Source organism: Streptomyces sp. WMMC500 (genome assembly GCF_027497195.1).
In the GTDB taxonomy this organism is placed as follows: domain Bacteria; phylum Actinomycetota; class Actinomycetes; order Streptomycetales; family Streptomycetaceae; genus Streptomyces.
This window is the reverse complement of sequence record NZ_CP114905.1, coordinates 6375764-6392349: the sequence shown is the minus strand read 5'-3', so window position 1 is coordinate 6392349 and position 16586 is coordinate 6375764. Positions and strand designations below refer to the sequence as shown.

The 16586-nt window shown below is 74.3% G+C and carries 14 protein-coding genes; 5 read left to right on the top strand and 9 right to left on the bottom strand.

All coding sequences use genetic code 11. The features are described from left to right. Positions 1–75: 75 nt before the first annotated feature. Positions 76–2718 carry a dipeptide ABC transporter ATP-binding protein gene (locus O7599_RS27530; protein ID WP_281618294.1) on the bottom strand — a complete coding sequence of 881 codons (2643 nt, stop codon included), beginning with the start codon at positions 2716–2718 and terminating at the stop codon, positions 76–78. Between the two features lie 151 nt (positions 2719–2869). Here O7599_RS27530 and O7599_RS27525 point away from each other — a divergent pair, with 151 nt between their 5' ends. Next, positions 2870–3568, top strand: coding sequence for a FadR/GntR family transcriptional regulator (locus O7599_RS27525; protein WP_281618293.1), 699 nt, complete (start codon positions 2870–2872; stop codon positions 3566–3568). 284 nt (positions 3569–3852) lie between these two features. Next, entirely contained in the window at positions 3853–7026 is a 3174-nt protein-coding gene (locus O7599_RS27520) for a beta-N-acetylglucosaminidase domain-containing protein (protein ID WP_281618292.1), read from the top strand. A 676-nt stretch (positions 7027–7702) separates the two neighbouring features. On the opposite strand, the gene O7599_RS27515 is transcribed toward O7599_RS27520, so the two are convergent. Both O7599_RS27515 and O7599_RS27510 read right to left on the bottom strand, forming a co-directional pair. Continuing rightward, positions 7703–7927, bottom strand: a complete 225-nt coding sequence (locus O7599_RS27515) for a hypothetical protein (RefSeq protein ID WP_281618291.1) — start codon at positions 7925–7927, stop codon at positions 7703–7705. Continuing rightward, entirely contained in the window at positions 7924–8049 is a 126-nt protein-coding gene (locus O7599_RS27510) for a hypothetical protein (protein ID WP_281618290.1), read from the bottom strand. Before O7599_RS27510 ends, O7599_RS27515 begins: the two co-directional genes overlap by 4 nt. A 289-nt stretch (positions 8050–8338) precedes the next feature. Here O7599_RS27510 and O7599_RS27505 point away from each other — a divergent pair, with 289 nt between their 5' ends. From O7599_RS27505 to O7599_RS27495, 3 genes are read left to right on the top strand one after another with little or no spacing between them, the layout of a single operon-like run. Beyond that, complete coding sequence (locus O7599_RS27505) at positions 8339–8914, top strand: hypothetical protein (RefSeq protein ID WP_281618289.1); 576 nt, start codon at positions 8339–8341, stop codon at positions 8912–8914. Continuing rightward, positions 8915–9604 (top strand): hypothetical protein, encoded by a 690-nt coding sequence (locus O7599_RS27500; protein WP_281618288.1) that lies wholly within the window; start codon positions 8915–8917, stop codon positions 9602–9604. 11 nt (positions 9605–9615) lie between these two features. After that, entirely contained in the window at positions 9616–10164 is a 549-nt protein-coding gene (locus O7599_RS27495) for a GNAT family N-acetyltransferase (RefSeq protein ID WP_281618287.1), read from the top strand. Positions 10165–10248: 84 nt separating this feature from the next. Here O7599_RS27495 and O7599_RS27490 read toward each other — a convergent pair whose 3' ends face one another. From O7599_RS27490 to O7599_RS27465, 6 genes are all read right to left on the bottom strand, one after another. Next, positions 10249–10875 (bottom strand): hypothetical protein, encoded by a 627-nt coding sequence (locus O7599_RS27490; RefSeq protein ID WP_281618286.1) that lies wholly within the window; start codon positions 10873–10875, stop codon positions 10249–10251. Between the two features lie 129 nt (positions 10876–11004). Next, positions 11005–12027, bottom strand: coding sequence for a BadF/BadG/BcrA/BcrD ATPase family protein (locus O7599_RS27485; RefSeq protein ID WP_281618285.1), 1023 nt, complete (start codon positions 12025–12027; stop codon positions 11005–11007). Continuing rightward, positions 12018–13283, bottom strand: coding sequence for a 6-phospho-beta-glucosidase (locus O7599_RS27480; RefSeq protein ID WP_281618284.1), 1266 nt, complete (start codon positions 13281–13283; stop codon positions 12018–12020). Before O7599_RS27480 ends, O7599_RS27485 begins: the two co-directional genes overlap by 10 nt. Further along, positions 13280–14209, bottom strand: coding sequence for a carbohydrate ABC transporter permease (locus O7599_RS27475; protein WP_281618283.1), 930 nt, complete (start codon positions 14207–14209; stop codon positions 13280–13282). The genes O7599_RS27480 and O7599_RS27475 overlap by 4 nt, the downstream gene beginning before the upstream one ends. Then, a complete protein-coding gene (locus tag O7599_RS27470; RefSeq protein ID WP_281618282.1) occupies positions 14209–15156 on the bottom strand; it encodes a sugar ABC transporter permease in 948 nt (315 codons plus the stop codon). Before O7599_RS27470 ends, O7599_RS27475 begins: the two co-directional genes overlap by 1 nt. Continuing rightward, positions 15156–16502: an ABC transporter substrate-binding protein gene (locus O7599_RS27465; RefSeq protein ID WP_281618281.1), complete on the bottom strand. Its 1347-nt coding sequence runs from the start codon at positions 16500–16502 to the stop codon at positions 15156–15158. The genes O7599_RS27470 and O7599_RS27465 overlap by 1 nt, the downstream gene beginning before the upstream one ends. Positions 16503–16586: the final 84 nt, after the last annotated feature.

Sequence of the window (16586 nt, the reverse complement as noted above, 5' to 3'; positions counted from 1 at the left end):
CCGCGCGGCGAACATCGGCGGCAGCGGCAGCGGCAGCGGCGGGGGACGGGGGGCGGCCGGGGGTGCGGGCGGCGGTCACGTGCGCACCTCGCGGGGTACGGGACCGGTGGCGCGGGGGGCATCGGGGTCAGGATCGGGATCAGCGCCGGGGTCGGAGTCGCGGGGGACGTCGGGGCGGCGGAGGGCGTCGGGGGCGCGGAGGGTCTCGGCGAAGTGGCAGGCGGTCAGGCCGCCGTCGACGTCGCGCAGCGCCGGCTCCTCGGCGGCACACCGCTCCACGGCGAGCGGGCAGCGGGTGCGGAAGCGGCAGCCGGACGGGGGGTCGGCCGGGCTCGGCACGTCGCCGCCGAGCGGCGCCCGGCGGCGGGTCTCGCGGCCGGCGGGATCGGGGGCGGGCACGGAGTCGAGCAGCGCGCGCGTGTACGGGTGGCGGGGCCGGCCGTAGATGCGCTCGACGGGGCCGGTCTCCACGATCCGCCCGAGGTACATGACGGCGACGTCGTCGGCGACCTGCCGGACGACGGACAGGTCGTGGCTGACGAAGAGGTAGGCCATGCCGGACTCGCGCTGGAGGTCGGCGAGGAGGTTGAGGACCTGCGCCTGGACGGAGACGTCGAGCGCGGAGACGGGCTCGTCCAGGAGCAGCAGCCGCGGGCGCAGCGCGAGGGCGCGGGCGATGGCGACGCGCTGGCGCTGCCCGCCGGAGAACTCGGCGGGGTAGCGGTCGGCGTGCTCGGGGCGCAGGCCCACAAGGTCGAAGAGGTCGAGCACGCGGGCGCGCCGCTGCGGGCGGCTGAAGCCGCCGGCGAGGCGCAGGGGTTCGGCGACGTTGTCGCCGACGCTGAGCCGGGGGTTCAGCGAGGCGAAGGGGTCCTGGTAGACCATCTGCACCCGCTGCCGGATGCGCCGCAGCTCGCCGCGGTTCGCGCGGACGAGGTCCTGCCCGGCGACGGCCAGTTCCCCGCCGCTGGGCCGGACGAGCCGCAGCAGCATCCGCGCCAGTGTCGACTTGCCGCAGCCGGACTCCCCCACGAGACCGAGCGTCCGCCCGGCGGATATCTGCAACGACACCCCGTCGACGGCGTGCACGTACCCGGAGGTGCGGGCGAAGACGCCGGTACGGACGGGAAAGAGCTTGCGCGCGTCCCGCACGTCGAGCGCGACCCCGCCGTCCGGCGCGGAGCCGCCGTCCGGCGGGGTACCGGACTTCGCCGCCGCACCACGCGGCGCAGCCGCCTCCCGCGACCCGCCAGCGGCAGCGCCGGGCGCACCCGGTGCCGGAGGCGACGCGGACGCGCCCGCGTCCGTGGCCGGGACGGCGGACTTCGCCGCGGCACCACGCGGCGCAGCCGCGGACAGGGCGCCGCCGGCCGGGTCGTGCGCACGACTGCTACCCGGCGGATCGCCGGACTCCCCCGTCGCGCCACGCGTCGACGAGGCTGTCTCCTGCGGCCCGCCCACCTCGGTGCCGGACGCCGCGTGAGTCGGCCGCGACTCGGCCGCAGACGCCCGCACATCCGACGCGGAGACACCGGCTCCCGCCCCCGCGCCTCGCGGTGCAGCCGCGGGCGGGCCTTCGCCGCCGCTCGGCCGCACCCCGGACTTCTCCTGCTCACCGTGGTGCGGCGAAGCCGTGCCCTGCACGCCGGTCCCGCCACCCGCCCCGCCGCCAGTGCCCGCGGCGCGCGGCGCGGGATCCCGCTCGGGTCCCACCGCCCTTGGGGGCGGGCCCGCCTCGTCGGGGTAGTGGCACGCGCTCGTGCCGTTGCCGATCACCACCGGCTCCGGGCGCTCCTCCGCGCACCGTGCGCGGTCGTGGCCCACCGGGCAGCGCGGCGCGAACGGGCAGCCCGGGGTCACGTCGATCAGGTCCGGGGGCTGGCCCGGGATGGGCGTGAGGCGGTCGGCGCGGACGTCGAGGCGCGGCAGCGACGCCAGCAGGGCCGCCGTGTACGGGTGCCGGGGCCGGGCGAAGACGTCGTGCACCGTGCCCGACTCGACCACCCGGCCGCCGTACATGACGCACAGCCGGTCCGCGGTCTCCGCCACCACCCCCAGGTCGTGGGTGATCAGCACGGTCGCCGCCCCGGTCTCCCGCGCCGCCCGCCGCAGCACGTCGAGGATCTGCGCCTGCACGCTGACGTCGAGCGCCGTCGTCGGCTCGTCCGCGATCAGCACCCGCGGCCGGTTGGCCATCGCCATCGCGATGACCGCCCGCTGGCACATCCCGCCGGAGAACTGGTGCGGGTACGCGTCGTACCGCCCCGCGGGGTTCGGCACGCCCACCTCGTCGAGCAGCTCCACCGTCCGGGCCCGCGCGGCGGGCGCCGTCAGGGTGCGGTCGTGCACCCGCAGCGCCTCCGCGATCTGGTCGCCGACGCGCTGCACCGGGTTGAGCGCCGAGCCGGGGTCCTGGAAGATCATCGCCACGTCGCGGCCGAGCACCGCGCGCAGTTCGTCCGCCGGCAGCGCCAGCAGGTCCGTGTCGCCCAGCAGCGCCTGCCCCGTCACCCGCCGCACGTTCCCGGCGGACAGCAGCCCCAGCGCCGCCAGGGCCGTGACGCTCTTGCCGGAGCCGGTCTCGCCGACGACGCCGAGGGTCTCCCCGGCGGCGACGTCGTAGCTCACGCCGTCCGCCGCGCGCACCACGCCGGCCGGGGTGTCGAACTCAACGGTCAGGTCCCTGATGCTCAGGGCCGACCCCGTCTGTGTGGTCACCAGGCTCCCCCTGTGGGACCGTTCGGAGTCTGCAAGATATCCTACAGGTTCGCGACCGTAGGTTGACGGTGTGCCGCTGTCAAGAGCCGTGGTAGGACGGGGAGTCGAGAGTGGGGATGCGAGAGTGGACGAGAGCGGGCGGGAGACGTCGGTGCAACCAGCGTTCAAGCGGGTGGGGACGGTGCCCCCGCTGCACAAGACGGTGCAGGACGAGATCAGGCACTACATCATCAAGCGCGGGCTGCGGGCCGGCGACCCGCTCAAGCCGGAGGCCGAGCTGGCCCGCCTCTTCGGCGTCAGCCGCAACTCCGTCCGGGAGGCGGTGAAGGCCCTGGAGTCCACGGGCGTGCTCGAAACCCGCCGCGGCAGCGGCGTGTTCGTCCGGGACTTCTCCTTCACCCCGCTGCTCGACAACCTCCCCTACGGGCTGATGCAGGGACCCCGCGCGCTCGGCGAGCTGGTCGCGCTGCGCAAGGCGCTGGAGTCCGGGATGATCGCCGACGCGATGCGGGCGCTGACGCCGCGGAGCGTCACCTCGCTGCGCGAGGTGCTCGCCGGCATGCGCGCGGCGGCGGACCGGCCCGAGGAGATCGCCGAGCTGGACCGGGAGTTCCACCGGCTGCTCTTCGCCGACCTCGGCAACGCGATGCTGCTGCAGCTCTTCGACCTCTTCTGGGTGGCCTACCACCGTGCCGCGCCCACCGCCCCGCACCGCGACCCCGAGGTCATCCACGAGCTGCACGCCCGCATCCTCGACGCGGTCCTCAGCGGCGACCCGGAGCGGGCCAGGGAGGCCGTGCGGCAGCACTACGTCGGCATCGAGGAGCGGGTCGCCGACTCCGCGCCGTGACGGCGCGGGTACCCTGGCTCGCTCCCCGGGCGGATCGGGGCCGACCGGCTCGTTGACAGCGGCGGTGCCGCGGTGGTGGGCTCTCGGCCTGCGCCCGGCGCGTGCGCCGGCGGCGCGGGGTTGGTGTACGGCACACGTACGGGCATCCTTAACCGCGGCGCAACGCGAGGGCGATGAGCGGTCGACAGCGTCGGCGTACGGTCCGGAAGGCGGCCGGCAGCCGGTGCGCGGGACCCGAGACGGACGGAGGGCGGGCGGAGTTGGGCGGAGCGGCCAGGCGGCGGGTGGCCACGGCGACGGCGCTGTCCGCCGCCGTGATCGGCGGGCTGCTCGGCGGCCGGGCGCCGGACGCCGCCGCCGAGCCGCGGCAGCCGGACGCCGGCGGCGCGGGGGCGGCCGAGACGCCCGCCGCGGAAGCGGCGCTGCGGGACGCGGTGTGGCCGCGCCCGCAGCAGTTGCGCGCCGGCGACGGCGAGGTGCACGCGGGCGGGCAGGCGGTGCTCGTCACCCCCGAGGACGCGGACCCGCGGGCGCTCGCGGAGCTGCGCGAGGTGCTGCGGTCCTTCGGCGTGCGGGAGTTCACGCGGGTACGCCCCGGCGCCCCGCTGCCCGCGACCGGCCTCGTGGTCCACGCCGAGCAGGCGCCGGCCGGCCCCGCGGGCGTCGCGGGCCCGCCGCCGCGGCGCTCCGCCGCCGACGCCGCGCTGCGCGCCCTGGGCGCCGGCGAGCAGGCCGACCTGCCGGCCGGCGGCTACCGGCTGGCCGCCGGGCAGTACGGGGGCCGCGACGTCGTCGCGCTGGCCGGCACCGACGCGGCGGGCCTCTTCCACGGCGTGCAGACGCTGCGCGAACTGGCCCGCGCGGCCCGTACGGAGGGCACGCTGCCCACCGTGTCCGTACGCGACTGGCCGGGCACCGCCGTGCGGGGCGTCGCCGAGAACCACTACGGCCGCCCGTGGAGCCACGAACAGCGCCTGGCGCAGCTCGACTTCATGGGCCGGACGAAGCTCAACCGCTACCTCTACGCCCCCGGCGACGACCGGTACCGCCAGGCCGACTGGCGCGAGGCGTACCCGGCCGGGCAGCGCGCCCGGTTCCGCGAGCTGGCCGAGCGGGCCCGCGCCAACCACGTGACGCTCGCCTGGGCGGTGGCGCCGGGCCAGAACTTCTGCTTCTCCTCCGGCCGCGACCGCAAGGACCTGATCGCCAAGGCGGACGCGATGTGGGCGCTGGGCGTACGGGCGTTCCAGCTCCAGTTCCAGGACGTCAGCTACAGCGAGTGGGCCTGCGGCGAGGACGCCGACGAGTACGGCACGGGCCCGGAGGCCGCCGCCCGCGCGCAGGCCGAGACCGCCAACGCGCTGGCCGCACACCTGTCCCGCCGGCACCCGGACGCGGCCCCGCTGTCGCTGCTGCCGACCGAGTACTACCAGGACGGCGCCACCGACTACCGCTCCGCGCTCGCCGGCGAGCTGGACGAGCGGGTGGAGGTCGCGTGGTCCGGCGTCGGCGCGGTGCCCAGGGAGATCACCGGTGGCCAACTGCGCGCCGCGCAGGCCGCGTTCGGCGGGCACCCGCTGGTCACGCAGGACAACTACCCCGTCAACGACTACGCCCGCGACCGCATCTTCCTCGGCCCGTACGACGGCCGCGACCCGGCGGTGGCCGCCGGCTCCGCGGGCGTGCTGGCCAGCGGGATGGAGCAGCCCGCCGCCTCCCGCGTACCGCTGTTCACGGTCGCCGACTACGCGTGGAACCCGCGCGCGTACGACCCGGACGCCGCCTGGCGGGCCGCCGTGCGCGACCTCGCCGCGGACGCGCCGGACCCGGCGCGCGCGGGCGCCGCGCTCGCCGCGCTGGCCGGGAACTCGGCGTCGTCGGAGCTGGGCGCGCAGGAGTCGGCGTACCTGCGGCCGCTGATCGCCGACTTCTGGGGCGAGCGGGAGCGCGCGTCGGGCGGCCGTCAGGACGCGGAGAAGGCGGCGCGGCGGCTGCGGGACGCCTTCACGGTGATGCGCCGCGCGCCGGACGAGCTGGCGCCGCTGGCGGACGGCACGTTCGGCGACGAGGTGCGGCCGTGGCTGAAGCGGCTGGCGCGGTACGGCGCGGCCGGCGAGCGGGCGGTGGACATGGTCACCGCGCAGGCCGCGGGCCGCCATGAGGAGGCGTGGCAGGCGCGGCTGGAGCTCCAGCGGCTGGCCGGCGAGGCGGGCCTGCCCCACAGCGCGCCGGCGCGCACGTGGGAGGGGCCCCCGGGCGGGGTGGTGGGCGCGGGTGTGCTCGACGCGTTCCTCAGCCGGGCCCTGACGGACTCGGACTCCTGGCTCGGCGCGGGCGGCGCCGCCGGGCGGGGCGCGGACGCCGGGGCGTCCGCCGCCGGCGGCGCGGAGCCGCTGCCGGGCTCGTCGGTGGCGGCGGCGGCCGACGGCAGGCCGGCGACGGCGTACGAGGCCGCCCGCCCGCCGTCGCCCGGCACGCACGAGGCGCTGGTGGTGGAGTTCGACCGGCAGCCGCTGCGGGCGGTGACGGTGCTGACCCAGCCCGGCACCGGCACCCGCGCCGAGGTGCAGATCCGGGTACGGGACAAGGGCCGGCCCGCGTGGCGCCCGGTCGGCGGACTCGACGGCGGCGGCTGGACGGAGCTGCCCGCCGAGCGCGCCGACGCCGACGCGGTACGGCTCGTGTGGGCCGCCGGCACCACGGCGCCGGTGGTGCACGAGGTGGTGCCCTGGTCCGCCGCGGAGCCGGCCGCCCGGCTGTCCCTCTCCCGCGACGAGGCCGACGTGACGATCGGCGGCGCGCCGGTGGTCGTGGACGCGGAGTTGTCCGCGCGGCGGCCGGGCGACGCGGGCGGCAGGGTCACGGCGAAGGCGCCGAAGGGGCTGGAGGCGGAGGTCCCCGGCGAGGTGCGGATCGCGCGCGGCACGACCGCCAGGGCCCGGATCGGGATCCGCGCGACGAAGGACGTGGCGCCCGGCACGTACGAGATCCCGGTGCGGCTGGAGGACGGCGACGACGCCCAGGTCCGTACCGTCACCGTGCACGCCTACCCCGCGGTCGGCGGCCCCGACCTGGCGCGCGCCGGCCGCGCGTCGTCCTCGGCGGACGAGACGCCGGACTTCCCGGCGGCGGCGGTGGCGGACGGCGACCCTGGGACGCGGTGGTCCTCGCCGGTCGAGGACGGCGCCTGGGTGCAGGTGCGGCTCGCGGAGCCGGCGCGGGTCGGCGAGGTGGCGCTGCGCTGGGAGAGCGCGTACGCGAAGCGCTACCGGGTGCAGGTCTCCGCCGACGGCCGCCGCTGGCGCACGGCGGCGGCGGTGGACGACGGCGGAGGCGGGCGCGAGTCGGTGCGGATGGACGAGCGCGACGTGCGGTACGTCCGCGTCCAGGGGGTCGAGCGGGCGACGGAGTTCGGCTATTCGCTGTACGCGCTGGAGGTCAGGGCGGTCCACGACTGACGCGCGCTGGGGCAGGGCGCTGGGGCTCGTGGGGATGTCGCCGGCGCCCTGGTACGGGTCGGCTGCGGGCGACGGGAGCGGCGTCGAGGTGGCCCCGGTCGTGGGGTGACCCGGTGCCGGGGTAGGAGGCGCAGCATCGGAAGCGGCGGCAGGCGTCGGTGGCCCGGCGTCGGGGTGAGCGGAGCGGCATCGGGAGCAGCGGCAGGCGTCGTTGCCCCGGCGCCAGGATGAGCGGCGCGGCATCGGGGTGTGTGGTCGTGCGTGTGAGGGCCGGGCGACGGGGGTTTGGAGCATTGGCCCCCCTGCGCCCCACGGCCCGGTTCCCCAGGAGCACCGGACTCGGGCGCGGCCGGCGATGTCACGGAGCGGGCGGCGATGCGCCGCGCCCCGCCCGCACCGCCGAGTTCCCAGGGGCGCTTGCGCCCCGCCCCGCGGCGCCGCTCCCGTCCGCGGCTCGCCGCGTGCGCGTCGTTGAGCGAAAGTCAGCACCAGCGGGCGAAACTCTGCCCGCGCGCACGTCACGGAGCAAAACTCGGCCCCGATGGGCGATTTGACCGGGTACGGGAGGTGGGTTACCGCGAGTTACGACCGATTTCCTCCGGCGGGAGTGCCCGACCCGCGGGCGGGCACCCGTGCCCAGGGGCTCCACGCCTCCACCCCGCCCCCGGGCGGGGCGTCAGTGGCCGGGATGCCGGCGGATGAGGACGTTGGCGTCGCTGACGGCCGAGTAGTCGCCTGCCGCGCGGGCCGCGGTCCGGTCGTCGGCCATCTGGGCGCATCGGGTGCAGCCGGGGGCCGGGGCGGCGTCGGGAAGGGGAAATGAGTCGGTCAGGTCCGTCTTCGGCCACTCCCGCCGGCCATCCCTGCCGGGACCGCCGGCCTCGGGCTGATCAGCATTCATTCCTTCTCCTTCTTGCGTCCGGGCGGATAGCCCCGCCAGTCCGGCGCCTCACCCAGACCCCGGATCTCGGGCTTCTCGTCGGCGCTCACGGTCACCGCCCGCCGCAGCGGCGGCACTGGCACGGCGGCATGGTGCTGTCGAGCAGGGGAGGTTCGCAGTCTCGTGCGAAGTAGTTCTTCTCGCGTCCCCAGGTGCGTCCACCGTCGCGGGAGACGCGCAGGGTCATGAGCGGGCGCTCGGGCACCGGCGGCGCCTCACGTTCAACGGCCATGGGGACAGGCAACCGCTGTGCGCGGCGGCGTGGCGGACATCAGGGCGGACGCGGGACCGGACTTTCGCGTTCACACCGGACGTTCGCCGGGAACGTCCGGTACTACCGTGACTTGCCCGCACCCCAGCCAGGGACGAACCATGGATGAGCAGACGGACTTTCCACAGGCGTGTGCAGAACGAGGGTGGGCGACGCCCACCGCGTTCCTGCGGGCGTTCGCCGAGACCGCTGCTCTGATCGGGGAGCCGGTCACCGTCACGGACCGGCAGTTGCGCCGATGGCGGCAGCCGCGCCCCCCGCAGCCGAGGGCACGTGCCTGGCGGGTGCTGCATGCCATGTTCGGCGTCAACCCGCTCACGCTGGGCTTCCCCGGCCCGGAGCCGCCCAACGCCACCACCACCCCGGGCCGTGGACGCGGCGAGTCAGCGGGGGTCGGCCGCCGGGGCTTCGTCACCGACACCCTCGGTATCGCGGCCGGCGTCACCCTCGCCACTTCCACCCCGGACGCCGTAGGCACCGCGCACGTGAAAGAGCTACGCGAGGGCCTGCGGTCGCTCTACGCGCTCGATGACGCCTACGGCGGCGGCGACGTGCGCTCACTCGCGGTCCGGCACCTCCGCCGCATCCGTCGAGTCATCAACACCGGCAGCTACTCCGACAGCATTGGACGCCAACTAGAGCTGCTCGGCGGCGAGACAGCCGAACAGTGTGCCTGATTGTACTACGACGCGGACGACCAGGAGGCCGCCCGTCGCTACTGGGGCGAGGCACTGACCACCGCCACCATGCTCCGAAACGCCTCGCTTGAGGTGCTGGTGCTGGCCTCCCTGTCGATGCAGGCCACCTACGAGGGCCGGCCGCGGGACGGCTACAACCTGGCACACGCGGCACGGCAGCGCGCTGAAGGCATGGCCTCGCCGGTGCTGCTCTCCCTCATCGCCGCACGCGAGGCCCGCGCACTGGCCGTGATGTGCGACGGCCGCGCCGCCCGGCTAGGGCTCGCTCAGGCCATGCGCATGGTCGAGCGCACCGACCGCGGCCTGCCGCCGCCGACGTGGGCGGCCTTTCACGGCCCGGCCGAGTTGGAGTACGCGCACGGCCTGCTGTACGCCGACGAGGACCGGCACGCCGCCGCGGTGCCGTTCTTACGCGCTGCCCTGACCCATCAGGACCGCGCATACGGCCGCAACCGGGCCCTCTACCGGCTGACGCTCGCCCGCGGCCTGATCAACGCACGAGAAGTCGATGAGGGAGCTGCGGAGGCCATGAGCGCGATAGAACAGCTCGCCGAGGTTGAATCGCAGCGTGTGAACCGCCGCGTCGTCGAGGTACGCGACCTCCTCGCCGCGGCCGACGCCGCCAGTGCCCGGGAGACCGCCGAGGCGCTGGCCGAGTACGTCCGGTGAGGAGGAGCCGCATGGCCGAGGTGACGGTGGAGCGCCACGACGGACCCGAAGCCGCGCGGACGCTCGGGGTGTTGCTGCCCGCGTACCGCGAAATCTACGTCGAACCGCCGTACTGCGAAGGCCCGCAGGACGTCGTCGACTTCACCGAGATGTTCGCCATCCAGTCCGAGCGACCGGGCTTCCGCGTCGCACTGGCCCAGCACACGGGCGAAGTCGTCGGCTTCGCCTACGGCTTCTGCCTGCCGCCGGACACCGGCTGGTGGCGAAACCTCCTTACCGCCGCCCCGGCCGGGTTCACCGCCGAGGACGGGCGGCGCACCTTCGCCGTCATCGAGTTGGCCGTGCGCCGCCGCCGACGACGCCAGGGCATCGCCCGCCGGCTGCACGCCACTCTGCTTGAGGGTCTGGAGGTGGAGCGGGTGACACTCACCGTGCGGCCGGAGCCCGAGGCCGCGCCGGCGCAGGCCGCGTACGCAGCCTGGAGGTACCGGAAGATCGGCCAGTCGCAACCGGGCGACGACGCGCCGGTGTACGACGCGATGGTCCTGCAACTACGCTGACCGAACCGACGCACCGGCACCATGAGGCCGAGCGCGGGGTGGGGGCGGTACGCGACTGAGCCGCGCACCGGGTCGCGGGGAGGCTCAGGACCGGTCCCGGGGGCCGGGCGGGGGCGGGGCGGCGTCGATCTTGGAGAACAAGTCTGCGTAGGCATCCCAGGTCAGGCTCGTGTACCTGGGCTTCGTGCTCCCGTGGACGGTCTCATCGCATTCCACGCCCTCGTCGCCCTCCAGTTCAGCCTTGTGGACCAGTTCGCCGGTTCGTGCCTCACGGACGTGTACGGTCCACAGGCCCTGGAAGAACGAGATGCTCACGGTATCCGGGCTCACGCCCAAAATGTCGCCGTAGTCGCAGGAGAGTTCCGTGCCCGGCACCGCCCCTGACCGCACGGTGCACGCCACTAACTGCACCGAATCCGGACCAGGTTCCTCCGCCCACTTCGACTCCTTCGTGGCCGTGTCCTGGGAGGAGTACGCGGCCCACCCGTCTTCGACGGCCACCCACGGGTTCGATGCCACACCCGGCTCGTACGAGGCGGCACGCGGGAACGGCTCACCGCTGCCGTCGTCCTCACACATGCGCGTGAAGTCCCGCAGATCGCGCGGCTTGTCGCCGAGGACGGCATCGTTGACGGATGGCACCAACATCACCCCCAACACCACCAGGATCACCCCCCACGCCACCAGGCCCACCGCACCGAGCACTGCCATGACCCTGACGCTCCGACGTCGCGTACGTGTCATGAGCCTGATGGTACGGACGCCGGCGGGGAGGGCACCCGACCTCGGTCAGATGGCTGTGCGGTCTCGCCGGGCACCTGCTCGGCGGGGGTGAGCCCGTCAGTCGTAGAACGCGCGGGTGCGGGACTTGGCCTCCTCCGGGGCGCCGGCCCGGTCCAGGCCCAGCAGCGCCGCGCCCAGCACCGGCGCCGCCGTGACCACCCGCGGCACCGCCTTCGGCGCCCGCGCCGTGAGCAGCATCCGTATCCGGTCGTCCAACTGCGCGTGGCCGGCGGCCAGGACGCTGCCGCCGAGCACCACCGGCACCTCCTCGTCCAGCAGGTCGAGGCGCTCCAGCGCGACCGCCGCGAGCGCCACCACCTCGTCCGCCTGCCGGTCCACGATCGACCGCGCCACCGGGTCGCCTCCGGCCGCCACCGCGAACAGCAGCGGCGCCAGCCGCTGGGTGCGGGCCACGGGGACCGTGCCGAGGTGGACGCCCTCGATCAGCTCGGCCATCGTGCCGAGGCCGAACTGCGCCGGCACCTCCGTCGCCAGGGCGGTCGGCTCGCCGCGGCCGTCCTCCGCCCGCGCCGCGTACCAGATCGCCTCCGCCGCGAGCCCCGCGCCGCCGCCCCAGTCGCCGGAGAGCTTGCCGAGGGCCAGGAAGCGGTGGGTGCGGCCGTCGGGCAGCAGCCCGGCGCAGTTGATGCCGGCGCCGCAGACGACGGCGACGCCGCGGGGCTGCGCGCCCGGCGGGAGGCCGGCCCGCAGCAGGGCGAACGTGTCGTTGTGGACGGCGACCGTCCGGCCCCACCCCCGGGCCCGGAGCGCGGCGAGGAGGGCGCGTTCCTCGACGGGCAGGTCGACGTTGGCCAGGCACGCGGACACGTGCGCGGCGACGGGTCCGCCCCGCACCCCGGTGCCGCCGAAGTCGGCCGCCCCCGCCTGCCGTACCGCCCCGGCCACCGCCTCCGCCAGCACGTCGACCGCCGCCGCCACCCCCGCCGCCGGCGGCCGGAAGCCGCCGCTGCGCCCCTGACCCAGCACCGTGCCGTCGGCCGCGACCAGCGCGGCGTCCGTCTTGCTGTTCCCGGCGTCGATCGCCAGCACAGCGGCTGTCCGCCCCGGGCTCAGGCCCACGGCAGGTGCTCCCGGTTGTGCGCGATCAGCGCGTCCGTCAGCCGCTCGGCGCGGTCGTACTGCCCGACGAGCGGGTGCGCCAGCAGCGCGCGGAAGACGCGCTCGCGCCCGCCGTGCAGCGCGGCGTCGAGCGCAAGCCGCTCGTACGCGGTGGTGTGCGCGACGAGGCCGGCGAACAGCGGGTCCAGGTCGGGGACCGGGAGCGGGCTGGCGCCCTCGGCGGTGACCTCGGCCTGCACCTCGACGACCGCGTCGTCGGGGAGGAACGGCAGCGTGCCGCGGTTGGCGGTGTTGACGACCTGGACCGCGCCCGCGGCGCCGCCCAGCAGGGACGCGGCGAGCGCGACGGCGGCCTCGGAGTAGTACGCGCCGCCGCGCTTCGACAGCAGCTCCGGCTTGGTGTCGAGCGCCGGGTCGGCGTACATCCGCAGCAGTTCGGCCTCCATCCCGGCGACCTGCGCGCCGCGGGTGGGGCCCTCGCGCTGTTCGCGGACGACCTCGTCGTGGGCGTAGTAGTAGCGCAGGTAGTACGAGGGCACGACGCCGAGCCGGGTCAGCAGTTCGGGCGGCAGGTGCAGGTCGGCCGCGATCCGGTCGCCGTGCTCGCCGATCAGCTTGGGCGTCACGTCGACGCCGCCGGGACCGCCGAGGCGTACGCCCAGCTCCCAGGTGAGGTGGTTGAGGCCGACGTGCTCCAGGTGGACGTTCCCCGGTTCGGTCTGCAGCAGCGCGGCGAACTTTCGTTGCAGGTGGATGGCGACGTTGCACAGACCCACGGCGCGGTGCCCGGCCTGGAGCAGCGCGCGGGTGACGATGCCGACGGGGTTGGTGAAGTCGATGATCCAGGCGTCCGGGGCGGCCTCGCGGACCCGTTCCGCGATGTCGAGGACCACGGGGACGGTGCGCAGCGCCTTGGCGAAGCCGCCGGCGCCGGTCGTCTCCTGCCCGACACAGCCGCAGTCCAGCGGCCACGTCTCGTCCTGCTGCCGCGCCGCCTGCCCGCCGACGCGCAGTTGGACGAGCACCGCGTCGGCGCCCTCGACGCCCTCCTCCAGCCGGGCGGTGGTGACGACCCGTCCGTCGTGGCCCTGCCGGGTGAACATCCGCCGCGCCAGGGCCCCGATCAGGTCGAGACGCTCGGCGGCGGGGTCGATGAGCACCAGCTCGTCGACGGGCAGCGTCTCGCGCAGCCGCGCGAACCCGTCGACCAGCTCGGGCGTGTAGGTCGAGCCGCCGCCTACCACTGCGAGTTTCAACCTTTGACTCCTGTCAGGGTGACGCCCTCGATGAAGGCTTTCTGGGCGAAGAAGAAGACCACGATCACCGGTGCCATGACCAGGACCGTAGCGGCCATGGTGAGGTTCCAGTCGGTCTGGTGGGCGCCCTTGAACGACTCCAGCCCGTAGCTCAGCGTCCACCAGCCCGGGTCCTCCGAGGCGTAGATCTGCGGTCCGAAGTAGTCGTTCCAGCAGTAGAAGAAGTGGAACAGCGCGACGGCGGCGATGGCGGGCTTGGCCATCGGCACCACGATGCGCAGCAGCGTGCGCAGCTCGCCGCAGCCGTCGATGCGCGCGGCCTCGGTGTACTCGCGCGGGATGGTCAGCAGGAACTGGCGCAGCAGGAAGACGCTGAAGGGGTTGGCGAAGGCGAACGGGATGATCAGCGGCCACAGGGTGCCGGTCATGTCCATCTGCCTCGACCAGAACAGGTACATGGGCACGATGACGACCTGCGGCGGCAGCATCATCGCCGCGATGACCATCATCATCGCCACGTTCCGGCCGCGGAAGCGGAACTTGGCCAGCGCGTACGCCACGGGGAGGCTGGAGCCGACCGCGAGCACGGTGCCCAGGCCTGCGTAGAGCAGCGTGTTGCGCCACCAGGTGAGGAACCCCGGGGTCTCCCACACGGTGCCGAAGTTGCCCCACTCCCAGGTACGCGGCCACAGGGCCCGGGTCAGCGCCTGGTCGTCGCTCATCACGGCGGTGAGGAAGACGAAGACGAAGGGCAGCACGAAGAACAGCGACGCGGCGATCGCCAGGGCGTGCACCGCGACCCAGTTCAGCAACTCCCTGCGGCGCGCCTGCGCGTTGGTCGCGGGACCGCGCCGCGGGCGCCCGCCCCGGACCGCCGGCCGCGCCGGCGCCGGCCGCTTCTGCTCGACCGGATGTGCCGCCGCCATCAGTCGTCCTCCTTCAGGAAGCCGCTGCCGCGGCGCATCAGCACGTACGTGAAGGACATCGCGAGGACGAAGAGCACGAGGGCGACGACGCACGCCGCGCCCGTGTCGAACCGCTGGAAGCCCAGGTGGTAGACGCTCTGCGGGACGGTGAGGGTCGACTTCTCCGGATAGCCGGGCTCGAAGTGCTGGCCGGAGCCGCCGATGACGCCGCTGGCGACCTTCGCGGCCACGATGGGCTCGGTGTAGTACTGCATCGTGGCGATCACGCCGGTGACGACGGCGAAGAGCACGACGGGCCTGATGTTCGGCAGCGTGACGTACCGGAACCGGGACCAGGCGCCGGCGCCGTCCAGCTCGGCGGCCTCGTACTGCTCCTTGGGCACGTCCAGCAGCGAGGCCATGAAGATGACCATGAGGTCGCCGACGCACCACAGCGCGAGGACGGTGAGCGCCGGTTTGGACCACTGGGCGTCGTTGAACCAGCCGGGCTCGCCCAGGCCGAGCCGGTCGAGGATGTTGTTGACCGGTCCCGTGCCGGGGTTCATCAGGAAGACGAAGGACATGGTGGCGGCGACCGGCGGCGCCAGATACGGCAGGTAGAACAGGGTGCGGAAGACGCCCGCGCCGGTCTTGATCCTGGTGATGAGCAGGCCGACGCCCAGCCCGAAGACCGTGCGCAGCGTGACCATCACGAGGACCAGCCACAGGGTGTTGGCCAGGGCGGGCCAGAAGAAGGGGTAGTCGAACAGGACGTAGCGCCAGTTCTTCAGCCCCACCCAGACGGGGTCGGTGAACCCGTCGTACTTCATGAAGGAGAAGTAGACGGTAGCGCCCAGCGGGTAGGCGAAGAAGACGCCGAAGCCGACGAGCCAGGGCGAGAGGAACCCGAGGGTGCGCAGCGCCGCGCGGCGGCGCCGCGCACCCAGCGTGTAGACGGCGGCGGACATCAGCCGGCCTGCGCGTTGTCCTTGTCGATCTGCTCGTCCGCCTGCTCCAGCAGGGACGCCAGATCGTCCTCCTTGCCGCTCTCGTACTTCAGCCCGTAGTCCTGGAGGGTGAGCAGGAAGGCGCCGCCGTTCTTCGAGGACGGGGCGTGGCTGGACTCCGGGTGCTGGGCGATGTCGACGAACGTGCGGTAGACCGGGTCGTCGCCCAGCTTCGGGGACTTCAGCGCGGCCAGCGTGGAGGGCACGTTGTGGATGGCGTTGGCGAAGTCCACGACGGCGTCGGTGTCGGTGGTCAGGTACTTCACCAGCTCCCAGGCGGCGTTCTTCTTCTCGCTGGTGGCGGCGATGCCGGTGATGGTGCCGGAGAGGTAGCCCTTGCCGTACGAGTCCGCCTGGTCGTCGGGGACGGGGAAGGGGGCCGCGCCTATCTCGAAGCCGACGTCGGCGTCGGCGGCCATCTTGCCGCGCCACTCGCCGTCCATCTGCATGGCGACCTGGCCGGTGTGGAACGGGTGCTTGGGGCCCCACTCGTCGCCGAAGGTGTTGCGGTACTTGCGCAGCTTCTCGAAGCCGCCGAGGGCGTCGACCATGCTCTTCTGCCACGCGAACATCTCGGCCATCTTCGGGTCGGCGGCGGCGTTGGAGTTGCCCTCGTCGTCGAAGTAGGTGAGGCCGAACTGGCCGCCGTAGTGCTCGACGGTGGTCTCGTAGCCCTGGTAGTTGGGCATGAAGCCGAGCTGTTCGTAGCCGTCGCCGTCGGGCTTGGTGAGCTTCTTGGCGACCTCCTCGAACTCCGAGAGGGTCTTCGGCGGGGCGTCGATGCCGGCCTCCGCGAAGGCGTCCTTGTTGTAGTAGAGGCCGTAGGCGTCGCCGAGCAGGGGCAGGGCGCAGCGCTTGCCCTCGTACTGGGTGTAGTCGAGCATCGGCGCCGGGAAGGTCTTCTCCGGGTCGATGCCGGACTTGTCCAGGAACGGGGCGAGGTCGGCGAGGACGTTCGAGGAGCAGAAGCGGCCGACGTTGTCGGTGGTGAACGAGGACACGACGTCGGGGCCGCCCGAGCCGCCGGCGCGCAGGCCCTGGTTCAGCTTGTCGTCGTTGACGCCCTTGACGCTCTTCACCGTGATGTTGGGGAACTTCTTCTCGAAGGCGTCGATGTTGGCCTCGATCGCCTCGACCTCGGACGGCGCGCTCCAGCCGTGCCAGAAGGTGAGGGTGACCTCGGCGTCGGGGTCGTCGTTCGCTTCGCCGGAGTCGTTGCTGCCGGTGCAGGCCGCGGCGAAGAGCGACAGCGCGGCCGCGGCGGCGACCGCGGCGGCGGCGCGGGCACGTGGGCGGGTCGTGGGCATGGTCGTCGTACCTCCTGGCGGGTGGGCGGGAGAGGAACAGCGGGTGGGGCGGGGACAGGCAGGGCGGGTGGCACGGGTGTCACG